The organism is Pseudomonas sp. X10 (genome assembly GCF_054889225.1).
In genome coordinates this window covers 4580923-4596858 of the sequence record NZ_CM142677.1, presented here as the reverse complement: position 1 = coordinate 4596858, position 15936 = coordinate 4580923, and the positions used below count along the sequence as shown (strand labels likewise).

The 15936-nt window shown below is 63.5% G+C and carries 16 protein-coding genes; 9 read left to right on the top strand and 7 right to left on the bottom strand.

The window, feature by feature from the left end:
• Positions 1 to 111: 111 nt before the first annotated feature.
• A complete protein-coding gene (locus tag ACYU03_RS20970; RefSeq protein ID WP_461886543.1) occupies positions 112 to 828 on the bottom strand; it encodes an SIMPL domain-containing protein in 717 nt (238 codons plus the stop codon).
• Positions 829 to 1026: 198 nt separating this feature from the next.
• Here ACYU03_RS20970 and ACYU03_RS20965 point away from each other — a divergent pair, with 198 nt between their 5' ends.
• From ACYU03_RS20965 to ACYU03_RS20950, 4 genes are all read left to right on the top strand, one after another.
• Positions 1027 to 2286 (top strand): ATP-binding protein, encoded by a 1260-nt coding sequence (locus ACYU03_RS20965; RefSeq protein WP_461886542.1) that lies wholly within the window; start codon positions 1027 to 1029, stop codon positions 2284 to 2286.
• Positions 2283 to 2843 (top strand): response regulator transcription factor, encoded by a 561-nt coding sequence (locus ACYU03_RS20960; RefSeq protein ID WP_461886541.1) that lies wholly within the window; start codon positions 2283 to 2285, stop codon positions 2841 to 2843. Before ACYU03_RS20965 ends, ACYU03_RS20960 begins: the two co-directional genes overlap by 4 nt.
• Before the next feature lie 204 nt (positions 2844 to 3047).
• On the top strand, positions 3048 to 3989 hold the full coding sequence (locus ACYU03_RS20955; RefSeq protein ID WP_461886540.1) for an AEC family transporter: 942 nt from the start codon (positions 3048 to 3050) through the stop codon (positions 3987 to 3989).
• A 44-nt stretch (positions 3990 to 4033) separates the two neighbouring features.
• Positions 4034 to 5407 (top strand): amino acid permease, encoded by a 1374-nt coding sequence (locus ACYU03_RS20950; RefSeq protein WP_461886539.1) that lies wholly within the window; start codon positions 4034 to 4036, stop codon positions 5405 to 5407.
• A gap of 25 nt (positions 5408 to 5432) precedes the next feature.
• Here the strand turns inward: ACYU03_RS20950 and ACYU03_RS20945 are convergent, their stop codons facing one another.
• The 6 genes from ACYU03_RS20945 to gatC form a co-directional block, all read right to left on the bottom strand.
• Positions 5433 to 5807 carry a carboxymuconolactone decarboxylase family protein gene (locus ACYU03_RS20945; protein ID WP_461886538.1) on the bottom strand — a complete coding sequence of 125 codons (375 nt, stop codon included), beginning with the start codon at positions 5805 to 5807 and terminating at the stop codon, positions 5433 to 5435.
• An 11-nt stretch (positions 5808 to 5818) separates the two neighbouring features.
• Complete coding sequence (locus ACYU03_RS20940; RefSeq protein ID WP_461891515.1) at positions 5819 to 6862, bottom strand: calcium/sodium antiporter; 1044 nt, start codon at positions 6860 to 6862, stop codon at positions 5819 to 5821.
• A gap of 63 nt (positions 6863 to 6925) precedes the next feature.
• On the bottom strand, positions 6926 to 7297 hold the full coding sequence (locus ACYU03_RS20935) for a septal ring lytic transglycosylase RlpA family protein (RefSeq protein ID WP_461886537.1): 372 nt from the start codon (positions 7295 to 7297) through the stop codon (positions 6926 to 6928).
• Between the two features lie 153 nt (positions 7298 to 7450).
• Entirely contained in the window at positions 7451 to 8896 is a 1446-nt protein-coding gene (gene gatB / locus ACYU03_RS20930) for an Asp-tRNA(Asn)/Glu-tRNA(Gln) amidotransferase subunit GatB (protein WP_461886536.1), read from the bottom strand.
• A gap of 11 nt (positions 8897 to 8907) precedes the next feature.
• Entirely contained in the window at positions 8908 to 10359 is a 1452-nt protein-coding gene (gatA, locus tag ACYU03_RS20925) for an Asp-tRNA(Asn)/Glu-tRNA(Gln) amidotransferase subunit GatA (protein WP_461886535.1), read from the bottom strand.
• A gap of 15 nt (positions 10360 to 10374) precedes the next feature.
• Positions 10375 to 10662, bottom strand: a complete 288-nt coding sequence (gene gatC, locus ACYU03_RS20920) for an Asp-tRNA(Asn)/Glu-tRNA(Gln) amidotransferase subunit GatC (RefSeq protein WP_461886534.1) — start codon at positions 10660 to 10662, stop codon at positions 10375 to 10377.
• A gap of 201 nt (positions 10663 to 10863) precedes the next feature.
• On the opposite strand from gatC, the gene mreB reads away from it, so the two are divergent.
• From mreB to rng, 5 genes are all read left to right on the top strand, one after another.
• Positions 10864 to 11901, top strand: coding sequence for a rod shape-determining protein MreB (gene mreB, locus ACYU03_RS20915; protein WP_003255163.1), 1038 nt, complete (start codon positions 10864 to 10866; stop codon positions 11899 to 11901).
• A 170-nt stretch (positions 11902 to 12071) separates the two neighbouring features.
• Complete coding sequence (gene mreC / locus ACYU03_RS20910; RefSeq protein WP_461891514.1) at positions 12072 to 13154, top strand: rod shape-determining protein MreC; 1083 nt, start codon at positions 12072 to 12074, stop codon at positions 13152 to 13154.
• Positions 13154 to 13642 (top strand): rod shape-determining protein MreD, encoded by a 489-nt coding sequence (gene mreD / locus ACYU03_RS20905; protein ID WP_461886533.1) that lies wholly within the window; start codon positions 13154 to 13156, stop codon positions 13640 to 13642. Before mreC ends, mreD begins: the two co-directional genes overlap by 1 nt.
• Before the next feature lie 33 nt (positions 13643 to 13675).
• Positions 13676 to 14287, top strand: a complete 612-nt coding sequence (locus ACYU03_RS20900) for a Maf family protein (RefSeq protein ID WP_461886532.1) — start codon at positions 13676 to 13678, stop codon at positions 14285 to 14287.
• 54 nt (positions 14288 to 14341) lie between these two features.
• Positions 14342 to 15799: a ribonuclease G gene (gene rng, locus ACYU03_RS20895; protein WP_461886531.1), complete on the top strand. Its 1458-nt coding sequence runs from the start codon at positions 14342 to 14344 to the stop codon at positions 15797 to 15799.
• The last annotated feature ends 137 nt before the right edge of the window (positions 15800 to 15936 follow it).

The following is a 15936-nucleotide window of genomic DNA, read 5'->3' as shown; positions in this document are numbered from 1 at the left end:
GCTATTTCGGGGATATTCAGCGGCGGGGAAAGAGGGCGGATGCACGGAAATGGTGCGTGGGAAAAGTCGCAAAGCATGGTCAGCGAGAGCTGACCATGCAGGTGTAGCCGATCAGGGCATCTGCACTTCGATCAGGCCGTCGGCATTCATGCTGACTTCGCTGGTGCCGGCTTCGATGTCCGGAGCCGGGGCTGCCTCGTCGGCTCCCATGGCTTTCATGGCCATTGGGGCGCTGCGCAGGTAAGGACGTGGATAGCCGCTGCTGTTGAGGTTCAGGCTGACTACTTTGTAGCCCTTGCCACCCAGGGCCTCGGTTGCCAATTGGGCGCGTGCCTTGAAGGCATTGACCGCGTCCTTGAGCAGCTCATCTTCGCTGGCCTTGCGCGTGGTCGGGGCGATGGAAAAGTTCATGCCGCCCATTTTCAGGTCCTGCAGCAACTCGCCAGTCAGCTTGGACAGGGCCGGGAAGTCGGCGCTTTCCAGGCGCAGTTCGGCGCGCTCCCGCCAGCCAGTGATCTTCTGGCCCTTGCTGTCATAGATCGGATAGCTGTTGCGGCTGCCTTGGCTGATCTTCACGTCCTGGACCTGGCGTGCCTGCTGCACGGCCTTGTTCATGGTTTCGGTGATCTGCTTGGCGAGTTTGCCCGGGTCGGTATTCTGCGCTTCGCTGTACAGGGTCACGACCATCAGGTCGCGCGCGACCTCCTTGCTGACTTCGGCACGCAGTGACACCTGGTTGTAGCGTGGCTCGTCGGCTGCCTGCGCGGGCAGGCTGGCCAGCAGGCCACAGGACAGGATCACGGCAGCGCTGTGACGGGGGATTTGCATGTATGGCTCCTTGGCGATGGGGCGTGGAGACAGGCCATCCCTTCCACGCATGGCCCATAAGACCGGCACAGTGTAGCTGGGTTCAAAAAGGCCATCATGGACGTGCAAGAAAGTGTGGCGCTTTGCCGCATCGCTGCAGTGATGCCTATAGCTTCGGTATACTCCGGTCGATCTCTGGAGCACTCATCAGGAGAGCTCATGCTCGCCGCTGAACATCCGCTGTCCGCTACTCGCCAGAATCTCTGGCGCCTGACCTTCATTCGCATCTTGGTTCTGGCCGCCCAGGCCGGCTCGGTGGGAGTGGCCTACTGGACCGAACTGCTGCCGCTGCCCTGGCTCGCCTTGGTGCTGACCCTGGTGCTGTCTTCGCTGCTGTGCGCCTTTACGGCCCTGCGCCTGCGCCTGTCGTTGCCGGTCACCGAACTGGAATATGCCTTCCAGCTGGCCTGCGACCTGTTGATCCACAGCGCCTTGCTGTACTACTCGGGCGGCTCGACCAACCCCTTCGTGTCCTATTACCTGGTGCCGCTGGCGATTGCCGCAGTGACGTTGCCCTGGGTCTATTCCCTGGTGTTGTCGGGCATTGCCCTGGCCGCCTATAGCCTGCTGCTGGTGCAGTTCTACCCGCTCGAGGCCCTGCCCATGGCCCGGGACAAGATGCAGGTCTACGGCATGTGGCTGAGTATCGCCCTGGCGGCTGCCGTGATCACGTTCTTTGCTGCACGCATGGCCGAGGAGTTGCGGCGTCAGGAGCAACTACGCGCCGAGCGCCGGGAGGAGGGGTTGCGTGACGAGCAGTTGCTGGCCGTGGCCACCCAGGCCGCCGGTGCTGCCCATGAGCTGGGTACGCCGCTGGCGACCATGAGCGTGCTGCTCAATGAGATGCGTAGCGAGCATACCGACCCGCAGTTGCAGGAGGACCTGGCGGTGCTCCAGGATCAGGTCAAGCTGTGCAAGGAAACCCTGCAGCAACTGGTGCGTGCCGCCGAGGCGAACCGGCGCATGGCGGTGCTGGAGCAGGATGTCACCGCCTGGCTCGACGAAGCGCTCAACCGCTGGCACTTGATGCGTCCGGAAACCAGCTACCGTTTCCAGCGCTTGGGGCAGGGCACGGTGCCGCGCCTGGCGCCGCCGCCGGACCTCACCCAGGCCCTGTTGAACTTGCTGAACAACGCCGCCGATGCCTGTCCTGACGATTTGGAGGTACGCCTGGACTGGGACGACCAGGACATCGTCATCAGTATCCGCGATCATGGCCCCGGTGTGCCGGTGGCCATCGCCGAGTCGATCGGCAAACCCTTCTTTACCACCAAGGGCAAAGGCTTCGGCCTGGGCCTTTTCCTGAGCAAGGCCAGCGTGACCCGTGCAGGTGGTTCGGTGAAACTCTATAGTCATGAGCAGGGTGGCACCCTGACCGAACTGCGCCTGCCCCACGGCTCGCGAGGAGATGAACGATGAGCGAAGAAAACCAGGTCGAAAGCGAAGAGCTGCCGCATCTGTTGCTGGTGGACGATGACGCCACCTTTACCCGGGTCATGGCCCGGGCCATGAGCCGACGCGGCTTCCGCGTCAGCACGGCTTCTTCCGCCGAGGAGGGGTTGGTGCTGGCCCAGCAGGATGTGCCGGACTACGCCACCCTCGACCTGAAGATGGAGGGTGATTCAGGCCTGGTCCTGCTGCCCAAGCTGCTGGAGCTGGACCCGGAGATGCGCGTGGTGATCCTCACCGGTTACTCGAGCATCGCCACCGCTGTCGAGGCGATCAAGCGAGGCGCCTGCAACTACCTGTGCAAGCCGGCCGATGCCGACGACGTACTGGCGGCGCTGTTCTCCGAACACGCCGACCTGGACAGCCTGGTGCCGGAAAACCCCATGTCGGTGGATCGCCTGCAGTGGGAGCACATCCAGCGCGTGCTGGCCGAGCATGAAGGCAATATTTCTGCCACCGCGCGGGCGCTGGGCATGCATCGGCGGACCTTGCAGCGCAAATTGCAGAAGCGGCCAGTGCGGCGCTGAGGCGGTTCGAAGGTCTCTACAGTTGGGTCTGCTACGCAGCCCATCGCGACACAAGGCCGTTCCTACATGGGTTTTGGGCGCGGCCTTGTGTCGCGCTAGGGCGCGCAGCGGCTCCAAACCAAATAAGTGAACAGCATTACTGAGCGGGCTTGCCCGATCCTGCAGTATCATTAGCGCCCTAACGGCAACTTCGGATCGCGTGTAATGCTCGCCCTGCTCATCCAGACACTGAACATCACGGCACCAGTCTTCGCCATGCTGTTCATGGGCGTATTGCTCAAGCGCATCAGGTTGATCGACGACGGTTTCATCCATGTCGCGTCATCGCTGGTGTTCAACGTCTGCATGCCGGCCCTGCTATTTCTCGGCATCTACCACGCCGACCTTTCCGCCGCGGTCAAGCCCGGCGTCATCCTGTACTTCATCGTTGCCACGCTGCTGGGCTTCGTCATGGCCTGGGGTTTCGCCATCTGGCGTTGCCCGCCTGAGGACCGTGGCATCTATACCCAGGGCGGTTTTCGCGGCAACAACGGCGTGATCGGCCTGGCCCTGGCGGCAAGCCTGTACGGTGACTACGGCATTTCCCTGGGGGCGGTGCTGGCCGGGCTGGTGATCCTGATGTACAACTCGCTCTCGGTGGTGGTCCTGGCGGTGTACAGCCCGAACCTGAAGTCCGACCCCTGGAGCATCTGCAAGAGTATCCTGAGCAACCCGCTGATCATCAGCGTGTTGGTGGCCACTCCCCTGGCTTATGGGCAGGTGCCGTTGCCCAACTGGCTGCTCACCTCCAGCGATTACCTGGCGCAGATGACGTTGCCGCTGGCGCTGATCTGCATTGGTGGCACCCTGTCCCTGGCCGCATTGCGGGACAGCGGGCGCCTGGCAATCAGCGCGAGCCTGGTGAAGATGGTCTGGCTGCCGCTGCTGGGCACGCTGGGGGCCTGGCTCTGTGGGTTCCGTGGAGCGGAGCTGGGCATTCTATTCCTGTACATCGGCAGCCCGACGGCAGCGGCCAGCTATGTCATGGCCCGTGCAGCCAATGGCAACCATGAGTTGGCGGCTTCGATCATTGTCATCACCACGTTGGCGGCAGCGATCACCACGAATATCGGAATCTTCTTCTTGCAGTGGGGCGGATGGATCTAGATCCTCACTGCAAACAACACTGTCTCCTGACTTAAGGACACTTCATGCAAGACCAGAGCACGCCCGAGCGCTTGCAGCGCGGGTTGAAAAACCGCCACATCCAGCTCATCGCGCTAGGTGGGGCCATCGGCACCGGGCTGTTCCTGGGGATCGCCCAGACCATCCAACTGGCGGGGCCGGCGGTATTGCTGGGCTATGCCGTTGCTGGCCTGATGGCTTTCTTTATCATGCGCCAGCTAGGCGAAATGGTGGTCGAGGAGCCGGTCGCCGGCAGTTTCAGTCACTTCGCCCACCGCTACTGGAGCGAATTCGCCGGCTTCGTCTCGGGTTGGAACTACTGGGTGGTCTACGTGCTGGTGGGCATGGCCGAGCTGACGGCCGTGGGCATCTATGTGCAGTACTGGTGGCCAGACTTCCCGACCTGGGCCACAGCGGCGATCTTCTTCGTGGCGATCAACCTGATCAACCTCACTCAGGTGAAAGTCTATGGCGAGCTGGAGTTCTGGTTCGCCCTGGTCAAGGTGGTCGCCATCGTCAGCATGATCGGTTTTGGCGCCTATCTGCTGGCCAGCGGCAGCGGTGGTCCTGACGCCGATATCGCCAACCTCTGGCAGTTCGGTGGTTTCTTCCCCAACGGTATCACCGGCTTGGTAATGGCCATGGCGGTGATCATGTTCTCCTTCGGTGGCCTGGAGCTGGTGGGCATTACCGCAGCCGAAGCGGACAACCCGCGCAAGAGCATTCCACGGGCGACCAACCAGGTGGTCTACCGGATCCTGATCTTCTACATCGGCGCGCTGGCCGTACTGCTGTCGCTCTATCCCTGGCAGAAGGTGGTGCAGGGCGGCAGCCCCTTCGTCATGATCTTCCACAACCTGGACAGCAACCTGGTGGCCACCGTGCTCAATGTCGTGGTGCTGACGGCGGCGCTGTCGGTGTACAACAGCTGCGTGTATTGCAACAGCCGCATGCTGTTCGGCCTGGCCAGCCAGGGCGATGCGCCCAGGAAGCTGCTCAAGGTCAGTCGCCGCGGCGTGCCGCTGGTGGCCCTGGGTGTATCGGCCCTGGCGACCGGGTTGTGCGTGGTGATCAACTACCTGATGCCCGGCGAGGCCTTCGGACTGTTGATGGCCCTGGCGGTGTCGGCGCTGGTCATCAACTGGGCAAGCATCAGCATTACTCACCTGAAGTTCCGCCGTGCCAAGATGGCGGAGGGGCAGGTCCCGTTCTACCGCAGTTGGGGCCACCCGGTTACCAATTACCTGTGCCTGGCCTTCATCTGCTTGATCCTGGTGGTGATGTACCTGACCCCACCGGTGCGTATTTCCGTGATGCTCATTCCAGTCTGGATCGCCGCGCTGGGCGTGGCGTTCTGGCTGAAGAAGAAAGGCAAGGCAGCGGCGGCCGTCAGCAACTGACGGCCGCGTTGCGGGAGGTGAGCGTTCAGCCCTGGTAGCTGTCGATCACTTCCTGGGCGGCACGGAAGGCGTCGATCGCCGCTGGTACCCCGGCATAGACCGCGCAGTGCAGCAGCGCTTCGCGGATCTCCTCGACCGTGCAACCGTTGTTCAGAGCACCGCGCACGTGGCCCTTGAGCTCTTGTGGGCACTTGAGCGCGGTCAATGCTGCCAGGGTGATCAGGCTGCGGGTTTTCAACGGCAAGCCCTCGCGGCTCCAGACACTGCCCCAGGCGTGCTCGTTGACGAAGTCCTGCAGTGGCTGGCTGAACTCGGTGGCGTTGTTCAGTGCCCGGTCGACGAAGGTGTCGCCCATGACCTGACGACGTACCTGTTCGCCAGTTTTCGTTGTATTGCCCATCTCGTTCCTCCTTATTGTTGGCGTCGCCAGGCACGCAGGGTCGTATAGAGCAGCAGTGCCCCGAGCACTGGCAGTGCGTAGAACAGCATGAGTCTTTCCAGGCGGCCGGCCAGAGGCATGCCGGTGGTGAACGCGACCACGTGCAGACCATAGGCCAGGTACAGGCAGAGGAACACCAGACCTTCGGCGCGGGTGACACGGTAGCCGGAATAGAACACGGGTAGGCTGAGGATGGCCACGCCAAGCATCACCGGCAGGTCGAAGTCCAGGGCGTTGGGCGAGATCGACAACGGCTCTGGTGCAACTAGCGCAGTCAGCCCTAGCACCGCCAGCAGGTTGAACAGGTTGCTGCCGATCACTGTGCCAACGGCGACTTCTCGCTCACCACGCAGGGCTGCGATCAGGGCCGCCGCCAATTCTGGCAGCGAGGTGCAGACGGCAACCACGGTCAGGCCGATGATGCGTTCCGAGAGGCCAAGGTCTGTGGCCACTTCCACGGCGGCCTCCAGCAGCAGGTGCCCACCCAGGCTCAGCAGGCCGAGGCCAAGCAGGACTTGGAGCGCTGCGCCGAACCAGAAGCGCCCGGCCCGAACGGTGACCGGCTCGGGGGCAGGGTAGGTGCGTGCATAGTGGCGTGACTGGTGCCAGAGGATTGCCAGGTAGCCCAGCAGCCCGAGTAACAGCAGTGCGCCCTCCAGGCGTCCCAGGTGGCCGGTGAAGGCCAGCAGGTAGACCAAGGCGCTGGCCAGGATCATCAAGGGGATGTCCAGCCGCACCAGTTGCCGTGATACGCGCAAGGGGATGATCAGCGCGGCCAGGCCGAGGATCACCAGTACATTGAAGATATTGCTGCCGATCACACTGCCGACGGCCACGTCGGGTGCCCCCTGGTAGGCCGCCTGCAGGCTGACGGTCAGTTGCGGCGCGGTGCTGCCGAAGGCCACCAGGCTCAGGCCGATGATCAGCGGCCGGACGTGCAAGCGCAGGGCCAGGCGCAAGGCGGCGCGCACCAGTAATTCGGCGCCGCCGATCAGCAACAGTAGGCCGAAAGCCAGTTGCAGGAGGCTGAAGGTGGGGAGGGTGGCCAGGTCGAAAATGATTGTCGCTCCGAGTCAGGGTCAGTCGCTCAGACCTTGTACCCGGACGCGCGCCGTTCCGCTACGGATCATGCCGATTTTTTCCGCTGCGGCACGTGACAGGTCGATCAGGCGACCACGGGTGTGGGGGCCGCGGTCATTGATGCGTACCACTACGCTGCGCTGGTTGCCCAGGTTGGTCACTAGCACCCGGCTGCCGAACGGCAGGCTGCGGTGGGCGGCGGTCAGGGCGTTCTGGTTGAAGCGCTCGCCGCTGGCGGTGCGTTTGCCATGATGGCGGGAACCGTACCAGGAGGCGGTGCCGGTCGCGTTGTAGCCGCGGGGGTCGATATCGTGGCTGGCGCAACCGGCCAGCAGGGTGAGAAGCGCCACGGCGCTGAGGAGACGCCACATCGAATCAGTTGCTCCTGAGTGGATTTGTCGCGGGGCGGCAAGCCCTAATGCCAGTCGATTGAGGCCGCTGCGCGGTCCATTCGCTGGCAAGCCAGCGCCCACCTCGGTTCTGTGTTCGACGCAGAACCTTGTGGGAGCCGGCATGCCCCGCGATTACCCTTCGAGCTTGGCCTTGAGCAATTGGTTCACTTGCTGCGGGTTAGCCTTGCCCTTGGAGGCCTTCATCGCCTGGCCGACGAAGAAGCCGAACATCTTGCCGCGCTTGGCCTCGTCGGCGGCGCGGTACTGCTCGACCTGCTCGGCGTTGGCGGCCAGCACTTCGTCCAGCACCTTCTCGATCGCGCCGGTATCAGTGACCTGCTTCAGGCCACGGCTCTCGATAATGCTGTCGGCATCACCCTCGCCGGCGGCCATAGCCTCGAAGACCACCTTGGCGATCTTGCCGCTGATGGTGTTGTCGCGGATGCGCAGCAGCATGCCACCGAGCTGCTCGGCGCTGACCGGCGCTTGGTCGATCTCGATGCCCAGCTTGTTGAGCAGGCTGCCCAGCTCGACCATGACCCAGTTGGCGGCCAGCTTGGCATCGCCGCCGATGCTGGCGACCTGCTCGAAGTAGTCCGCCTGTTCACGGCTGGAGGCCAGGACGTTGGCGTCATAGGCCGACAGGCCGTACTGGCGCTGGAAGCGTTCGACCTTCTGTGGCGGCAGTTCCGGCAGGCTGGCGCGGGTGGCTTCGAGGAACGCGTCCTCGATGACCACCGGCAGCAGGTCGGGATCGGGGAAGTAACGGTAGTCGTTGGCTTCCTCCTTGCTGCGCATGGAGCGGGTCTCGTCCTTGTTCGGATCGTACAGGCGGGTTTCCTGGATGACCTTGCCACCGTCCTCGATCAGGTCGATCTGGCGCTGGATTTCGCTGTTGATCGCACGTTCGATGAAGCGGAACGAGTTGACGTTCTTGATCTCGCAGCGGGTGCCGAACTCGGTCTGGCCCTTTGGCCGGATCGAGACGTTGCAGTCGCAGCGCAGCGAACCTTCGGCCATGTTGCCGTCGCAGATGCCCAGGTAGCGCACCAGGGCATGGATGGCCTTGACGTAGGCCACCGCTTCCTTGGCGCTGCGCATGTCCGGTTCGGAGACGATTTCCAGCAGTGGGGTACCGGCGCGGTTCAGGTCGATGCCGGTGGAGCCACTGAAGTCTTCATGCAGGCTCTTGCCGGCGTCTTCTTCCAGGTGCGCGCGGGTGATGCCGACGCGCTTGATGGTGCCGTCTTCCAGGGCGATGTCCAGGTGGCCCTTGCCGACGATCGGCAGCTCCATCTGGCTGATCTGGTAGCCCTTGGGCAGGTCGGGGTAGAAGTAGTTCTTGCGTGCGAACACGTTGTGCTGGCCGATCTCGGCGTTGACCGCCAGGCCGAACATGCAGGCCATGCGCACGGCTTCCTGGTTGAGCACCGGCAGCACGCCAGGCATGCCCAGGTCGACCAGGCTGGCCTGGGTGTTCGGTTCGGAGCCGAAGGTGGTGGCGCTGCCAGAGAAAATCTTCGACTGGGTGGCGAGCTGGGTATGAATCTCCAGCCCGATCACAACTTCCCATTGCATGTGTGAATTCCTCAGAAGCCGTTGGGGGCGCGGGTGTGCCAGTCGGTTACTTGCTGGTAGCGGTGCGCGACATTGAGCAGGCGGCCTTCCTGGAAGTACGGGGCGAGCAGTTGCACGCCGACCGGCAGGCCTTCGACGAAACCAGCCGGCATCGACAGGCCCGGCAGGCCCGCCAGGTTGGCGGTGATGGTGTAGACGTCTTCCAGGTAGGCGGCGACCGGGTCGTTGTTCTTGGCGCCGAGCTTCCAGGCCGGGTTCGGCGTGGTCGGGCCGAGGATCAGGTCGACCTGGTCGAAGGCGGCCATGAAGTCGTTCTTGATCAGGCGGCGGATCTTCTGCGCCTGCAGGTAGTAGGCGTCGTAGTAGCCGGCCGACAGGGCGTAAGTACCGACCATGATGCGGCGTTGCACCTCGGTGCCGAAGCCTTCGCCACGGGAGCGCTTGTACAGGTCGGTGAGGTCCTTGGGGTTCTCGCAGCGGTAGCCGAAGCGCACACCGTCGAAACGCGACAGGTTCGAGGAGGCTTCCGCCGGGGCGATGACGTAGTAGGCCGGGATCGCGTGCTGCATATTCGGCAGGCTGATTTCCTTGACCACGGCGCCGAGCTTTTCCAGCTCCTTGACGCTGGCCTGGACCAGGTCGGCGATGCGCGGGTCGAGGCCGGCACCGAAGTATTCCTTCGGCAGGCCGATGCGCAGACCTTCGAGCGAGGCGTTCAGGTTGGCGCTGTAGTCGGCCACCGGCTCGTCGATGCAGGTGGAGTCCTTGGCGTCGAAGCCGGCCATGCCTTGCAGGAGCAGGGCGCAGTCTTCGGCGGTACGGGCCATCGGGCCACCCTGGTCGAGGCTCGAGGCGTAGGCGATCATGCCCCAGCGCGAAACGCGGCCGTAGGTCGGCTTGAGGCCGGTGAGGTTGGTCAGTGCCGCTGGCTGGCGGATCGAGCCGCCGGTGTCGGTGCCGGTAGCGGCCGGCAACAGGCGCGCGGCCACGGCGGCGGCGGAACCGCCGGACGAGCCGCCCGGGACGTGCTCCAGGTTCCACGGGTTCTTCACGGGGCCGTAGTGGCTGGACTCGTTGGCCGAGCCCATAGCGAACTCGTCCATGTTGGTCTTGCCCAGGGTGACCATGCCGGCTTCGGCCAGGCGCGCAACCACGGTGGCGTCATAGGGCGCCTTGAAGTTGTCGAGCATCTTCGAGCCGCAGCTGGTGCGCACGCCTTGGGTGCAGAACAGGTCCTTGTGGGCGATCGGCGCACCCAGCAGCGCACCGGTCTCGCCAGCGGCACGGCGGGCGTCGGCGGCGCGGGCCTGGTCCAGGGCCAGTTCTTCGGTGACGCTGATGAAACTGTTGATCTGTGGGTCGAGTTGCTGGATGCGCGCCAGCAGGGCGCGGGTCAGCTCCTCGGAGGAAAACGACTTGTCGGCGAGTCCGCGGGCGATCTCGGCCAGGGTCAATTGATGCATGGCAGTCTCTATCCCTTACTCGATGACTTTCGGAACCAGGTACAGACCGTTCTCGGTCGCTGGGGCGATGGCCTGGTAGGCGTCGCGCTGGTTGCTTTCGGTGACCACGTCCGCGCGCAGGCGCTGGCTGGCCTCCAGGGGGTGGGCCAGGGGTTCGATACCGCTGGTGTCGACGGCCTGCATCTGGTCGACCAGCCCGAGAATACTGTTCAAGGCATCGGTAATGCGTGGCAAGTCGCTTTCATCCAGGCCCAGTCGGGCCAGATGGGCGATCTTTTCCACGTCGCAGCGTTGAAGCGCCATGGGGATCTCCAGGGGAAACAAAACGGAATGGGTCCGCGATGAGGAACATGCCAGCGTTCTGGCGGTCATACGGCCGCGATCATCTGCTGGCGTGCTCGGAAAAACTGCCAATTTAACATATTGGCGCCTTGCCCAAAATCCCCGCCATTGTTAGAGTTTGCCGCACTTTTTTACCCACGCGTTGCCTAGGGTCACTTTCCCATGTTCAAGAAACTGCGTGGCATGTTTTCCAGCGATCTTTCCATCGACCTGGGGACTGCCAACACCCTTATTTACGTGCGTGAGCGCGGTATCGTCCTGAATGAGCCCTCGGTTGTTGCCATCCGTACCCACGGCAACCAGAAAAGCGTCGTTGCAGTCGGTACCGAAGCCAAGCGTATGCTGGGCCGTACGCCCGGCAACATTGCTGCCATTCGTCCGATGAAGGACGGCGTGATCGCCGACTTCAGCGTTTGTGAAAAAATGTTGCAGTACTTCATCAACAAGGTACACGAAAACAGCTTCCTGCAGCCCAGCCCTCGTGTGCTGATCTGCGTGCCGTGCAAGTCGACCCAGGTCGAACGCCGAGCCATCCGTGAGTCGGCGCTGGGCGCCGGTGCCCGCGAAGTGTTCCTGATCGAAGAACCGATGGCCGCCGCCATCGGTGCCGGCCTGCCGGTCGAAGAGGCCCGCGGCTCGATGGTCGTCGATATCGGTGGCGGCACCACCGAGATCGCCCTGATCTCCTTGAACGGCGTGGTCTATGCCGAGTCCGTGCGGGTCGGTGGCGACCGTTTCGACGAAGCCATCGTCACCTACGTGCGCCGTAACTACGGCAGCCTGATCGGTGAGTCCACCGCCGAGCGCATCAAGCAGGAAATCGGTACCGCCTACCCGGGCGGCGAAGTTCGCGAAGTCGATGTCCGTGGCCGTAACCTGGCCGAGGGCGTGCCGCGTGCCTTCACCCTGAACTCCAACGAAGTGCTCGAAGCCCTGCAGGAGTCCCTGGCAACTATCGTCCAGGCGGTCAAGAGCGCCTTGGAGCAGTCGCCGCCGGAACTGGCCTCGGACATCGCCGAGCGTGGCCTGGTGCTGACCGGTGGTGGCGCGCTGCTGCGTGACTTGGACAAGCTGCTGGCCCAGGAAACCGGCCTGCCGGTGATCGTCGCCGAAGACCCGCTGACCTGCGTTGCCCGTGGCGGCGGTCGTGCGCTGGAAATGATGGACAAGCACGCCATGGACCTGCTCTCCAGCGAGTAAGCTGGCAAGCTGTCCGTTGGTCGCCCGGTTTACAGGTAGCACGCACAGTGCTACCTGTATGCGTTGGGCTGGCGTCCGTACGGGCGTCGTTTCCGTCAACCCGCAAGCAGGCCGGTACGTTGCAGTAATGTCCAATGACCTCCTGAATCGTCGTCCACGAGGAACGGCCCATTAAACCGCTTTTCACCAAGGGCCCTTCACTGGGCGTTCGTGTGCTCGTATTGGTCGTGCTGTCGATTGCCCTGATGGTGGTCGATGCGCGCTTTGCCGTGCTCAAACCGGTGCGCAGCCAGATGGGGCTGGTGCTGATGGAATCCTATCTGGTGACCGATTTGCCGCAGCGCCTGTGGCAAGGGGTGGCCAGCCAGTTCGGCAGTCGTACCGAACTGATCGCCGAGAACGAGAAACTCAAGACCGAAGCCTTGCTCCTGCAGGGGCGCCTGCAGAAGCTGGCGGCCCTGACCGAGCAGAACGTGCGCCTGCGTGAACTGCTCAACTCCTCGGCGCTGGTCAACGAGAAGGTCGAGGTGGCCGAGCTGATCGGCGTTGACCCCAATCCCTTCACCCACCGCATCCTGATCAACAAGGGCGAGCGCGATGGCGTGGTCCTTGGCCAGCCCGTGCTCGATGCGCGTGGCCTGATGGGCCAGGTGGTCGAACTGATGCCCTATACCTCGCGGGTGCTGCTGCTTACCGATACCACCCACAGCATCCCGGTGCAGGTCAACCGCAACGGCCTGCGCGCCATCGCCAGCGGCACCGGCAACCCCGAGCGCCTGGAGTTGCGCCATGTGGCTGACACCGCCGACATCAAGGAAGGCGACCTGCTGGTCAGTTCCGGCCTCGGCCAGCGTTTCCCGGCCGGTTATCCGGTAGCCACGGTCAATGAAGTGATCCATGACTCCGGCCAGCCATTCGCCATTGTCCGGGCTATCCCCACTGCCGCGCTCAATCGCAGCCGTTATCTGCTGCTGGTGTTCAGCGACAGCCGTACCCCCGAGCAACGCGCCACCGACGCGGCAATTGCCCAAGAAGAAGCCGATCGCGAAGAGGGGGCGGGCAATGCCGCACCAGCCACCAGTCAGGCCCCCGCAACTGGAGAGCAGGCCGCTCCGGCAAGTGCCCCGGCAGCACCGACAACCAACACGCCTGGCGCACCCGCCGCCGCTCCCGCAACGCCTGCTGCCAGTGGCTCGGCGCCCGCCAACCCGGCACCGGCGCCCGCAGCGCCGGCCCAACCCCGGAGAGACTGATGGCTAGCACACGCAGCAGAAACGGCTGGGCCATCTGGCTGACCTTCATCATCGGCTTGTTGCTCAGCGTTTCCCCCATGCCGCAGTTCATGGAAGTGTTCCGTCCCATGTGGCTGGCCCTGCTGCTGGCTTTCTGGACCTTGACCGTACCGCACAAGGTCGGCATGACCACGGCATTCCTGCTGGGGCTGGCCGAGGATGTGCTGTATGGCACCTTGCTGGGGCAGAACGCCCTGATCCTGACCCTGATCACCTTCTTGGTGCTGTCGCTGCAACAGCGCTTGCGCATGTTCCCGATGTGGCAGCAGAGCTTGGTGATCCTAGTGATCTTCGGCATCGCCCAGCTAGTACAGCTGTGGCTCAGTGCCTTGACCGGCAACCGCTTGCCGACACTGGCGCTGGTCTGGTCCGCAGTGATCAGCGCCTTGCTCTGGCCCTGGATCAGTTTCGCCTTGCGCGACCTGTGCAGGCGCCTGCGCATTCATTGAAGGCTTCGCCGATACTGACAGGGAGACGTCCACATGACCCCGCTGTTCCTGGCTTCCGGCTCACCACGCCGACGTGAATTGCTGGCCCAGATCGGCGTGCCGTTCACATCTGTCGTTGCGCCTGTCGACGAAACCCCGCTGCCAGGCGAAAGCGCGCCAGCCTATGTCGAGCGTCTGGCCCGCGCCAAGGCGCAGGCAGGACTGGCCGGTTTGGCGCGGCCAGCTGTGGTCCTGGGTGCCGATACAGCCGTAGTACTCGACGGTAGGATCCTCGGCAAGCCCGAGGGCCGGGGCCACGCCTTGGCCATGCTGGCCGAGCTCGCAGGCCGCGAGCACCAGGTGCTGACTGCGGTCGCTCTGACCGATGGCCAGCGCTGCTTGAGCCAGTGTGTCGCCAGCGAAGTGCGCTTGCGCCCCATCAGCCCTGATGAAGCCCAGCGCTACTGGGCCACTGGCGAGCCGCTGGACAAGGCAGGTGGCTACGCCATCCAGGGTTTGGGCGCCATCTTCGTTACCGGGCTGCAGGGCAGTTACTCTGCCGTGGTCGGCCTGCCCCTGAGTGAAACGGCCGAACTGCTTGGCCAGTTCGGCATCGCCTGCTGGCAACCCCGGCCATTCGACGCAGAGGATGTGCAACAACGGTAGCCAGCCACCCGCCAGCGATCCATCATTACCGAAGACCTTTGACGAGAGCCTGCCATGAGCGAAGAGATTCTGATCAATATCACCCCGATGGAATCACGCGTGGCGGTCGTGGAGAACGGCGTCCTGCAGGAAGTGCATGTCGAACGCACCCAGCGCCGTGGCATCGTGGGCAACATCTACAAGGGCAAGGTGGCGCGAGTGCTGCCTGGCATGCAGGCGGCGTTCGTCGATATCGGCCTGGAGCGAGCGGCCTTCATCCATGCCTCGGAGATTTCCCAGCGCGAAGGGTCGGCGGTCGAGAGCATCAGCGCCCTGGTTCATGAGGGCCAAAGCCTGGTGGTGCAGGTCACCAAGGACCCGATCGGTACCAAGGGCGCGCGGCTGACTACCCAGCTGTCGATCCCATCGCGCTACTTGGTCTACATGCCGCGCACCAGCCATGTGGGCATCTCGCTGAAGATCGAGGATGAGGCGGAACGTGAGCGTCTCAAGCAGGTGGTCAGCGACTGCATGGATCAGGAAAACATCAAGGATGCCGGTGGCTTCATCCTGCGCACTGCTGCCGAAGGTGCGCGCGCCGAAGAAATTCTCATGGACATCCGCTACCTGCGAAGGCTTTGGGAGCAGATCGGCACGCAGATCAAGACCGTCGGTGCTCCGACCGAGATCTACGAGGATCTGGGCCTGGCGCTGCGTACCCTGCGCGATCTGGTCAACCCGAAGATAGAGAAGATCCGCATCGACTCCCGGGAAACCTTCCAGAAAACCACGCAGTTCGTGGTCGAACTCATGCCGGAAATCGCAGACCGCCTGGAACACTATCCGGGCGAGCGGCCGATATTCGACCTCTATGGCGTCGAGGATGAGATCCAGCGGGCGCTGGAGCGCAAGGTGCCGCTCAAGTCCGGTGGCTACCTGGTGGTGGATCCGGCCGAGGCGATGACTACCATCGACGTCAACACCGGTGCTTTCGTCGGTCACCGCAACCTCGAGGAAACCATCTTCAAGACCAACCTCGAGGCTGCCACCGCCATTGCCAGGCAACTGCGCCTGCGTAATATCGGTGGGATCATCATCATCGACTTCATCGACATGGAAGACGAGGATCACCAGCGCCAGGTGTTGCGCACCCTGGAAAAACAGCTGGAGCGCGACCACGCCAAGACCAACATCATCGGCATCACCGAGCTGGGCCTGGTGCAGATGACCCGCAAGCGCACCCGTGAAAGCCTCGAGCAGGTGCTCTGCGAGCCGTGCGCCTGCTGCCAGGGGCGCGGCAAGCTGAAAACTCCTGAAACCGTCTGTTACGAAATCTTCCGGGAAATCCTTCGTGAGGCACGCGCCTATCAGGCCGAGGGTTACCGGGTGCTGGCCAACCAGAAGGTGGTCGACCGGCTGCTGGACGAGGAGTCGGGTAACGTGGCGGAACTGGAAGCCTTCATCGGCCGAACCATTCGTTTCCAGGTCGAGTCCATGTATTCCCAGGAACAATACGATGTGGTGCTCCTCTGACGTGTTTTGAACAGTTTTGCCGGGGCTGCAGGCTGGCAAAGCCGGCGCTTCGGACCATAGTTAGGGTCTGCTGCTGTTTCACTCGCGGCGGTGTCGCTGCGGGGCGCTTCCCCCGGCCGGCCGCCGGGGAAAGCGCC

What these genes read in the sequence shown, in the direction of transcription:
- mreB (WP_003255163.1), top strand. Translation starts at nt 10,864, where the DNA reads ATGTTCAAGAAACTGCGTGGCATGTTTTCCAGCGATCTTTCCATCGAC.
- ACYU03_RS20965 (WP_461886542.1), top strand. Translation starts at nt 1,027, where the DNA reads ATGCTCGCCGCTGAACATCCGCTGTCCGCTACTCGCCAGAATCTCTGG.
- ACYU03_RS20950 (WP_461886539.1), top strand. Translation starts at nt 4,034, where the DNA reads ATGCAAGACCAGAGCACGCCCGAGCGCTTGCAGCGCGGGTTGAAAAAC.
- rng (WP_461886531.1), top strand. Translation starts at nt 14,342, where the DNA reads ATGAGCGAAGAGATTCTGATCAATATCACCCCGATGGAATCACGCGTG.
- gatA (WP_461886535.1), bottom strand. Translation starts at nt 10,359, where the DNA reads ATGCATCAATTGACCCTGGCCGAGATCGCCCGCGGACTCGCCGACAAG.
- ACYU03_RS20960 (WP_461886541.1), top strand. Translation starts at nt 2,283, where the DNA reads ATGAGCGAAGAAAACCAGGTCGAAAGCGAAGAGCTGCCGCATCTGTTG.
- ACYU03_RS20955 (WP_461886540.1), top strand. Translation starts at nt 3,048, where the DNA reads ATGCTCGCCCTGCTCATCCAGACACTGAACATCACGGCACCAGTCTTC.
- ACYU03_RS20945 (WP_461886538.1), bottom strand. Translation starts at nt 5,807, where the DNA reads ATGGGCAATACAACGAAAACTGGCGAACAGGTACGTCGTCAGGTCATG.
- gatC (WP_461886534.1), bottom strand. Translation starts at nt 10,662, where the DNA reads ATGGCGCTTCAACGCTGCGACGTGGAAAAGATCGCCCATCTGGCCCGA.
- gatB (WP_461886536.1), bottom strand. Translation starts at nt 8,896, where the DNA reads ATGCAATGGGAAGTTGTGATCGGGCTGGAGATTCATACCCAGCTCGCC.
- ACYU03_RS20935 (WP_461886537.1), bottom strand. Translation starts at nt 7,297, where the DNA reads ATGTGGCGTCTCCTCAGCGCCGTGGCGCTTCTCACCCTGCTGGCCGGT.
- mreD (WP_461886533.1), top strand. Translation starts at nt 13,154, where the DNA reads ATGGCTAGCACACGCAGCAGAAACGGCTGGGCCATCTGGCTGACCTTC.
- ACYU03_RS20970 (WP_461886543.1), bottom strand. Translation starts at nt 828, where the DNA reads ATGCAAATCCCCCGTCACAGCGCTGCCGTGATCCTGTCCTGTGGCCTG.
- ACYU03_RS20900 (WP_461886532.1), top strand. Translation starts at nt 13,676, where the DNA reads ATGACCCCGCTGTTCCTGGCTTCCGGCTCACCACGCCGACGTGAATTG.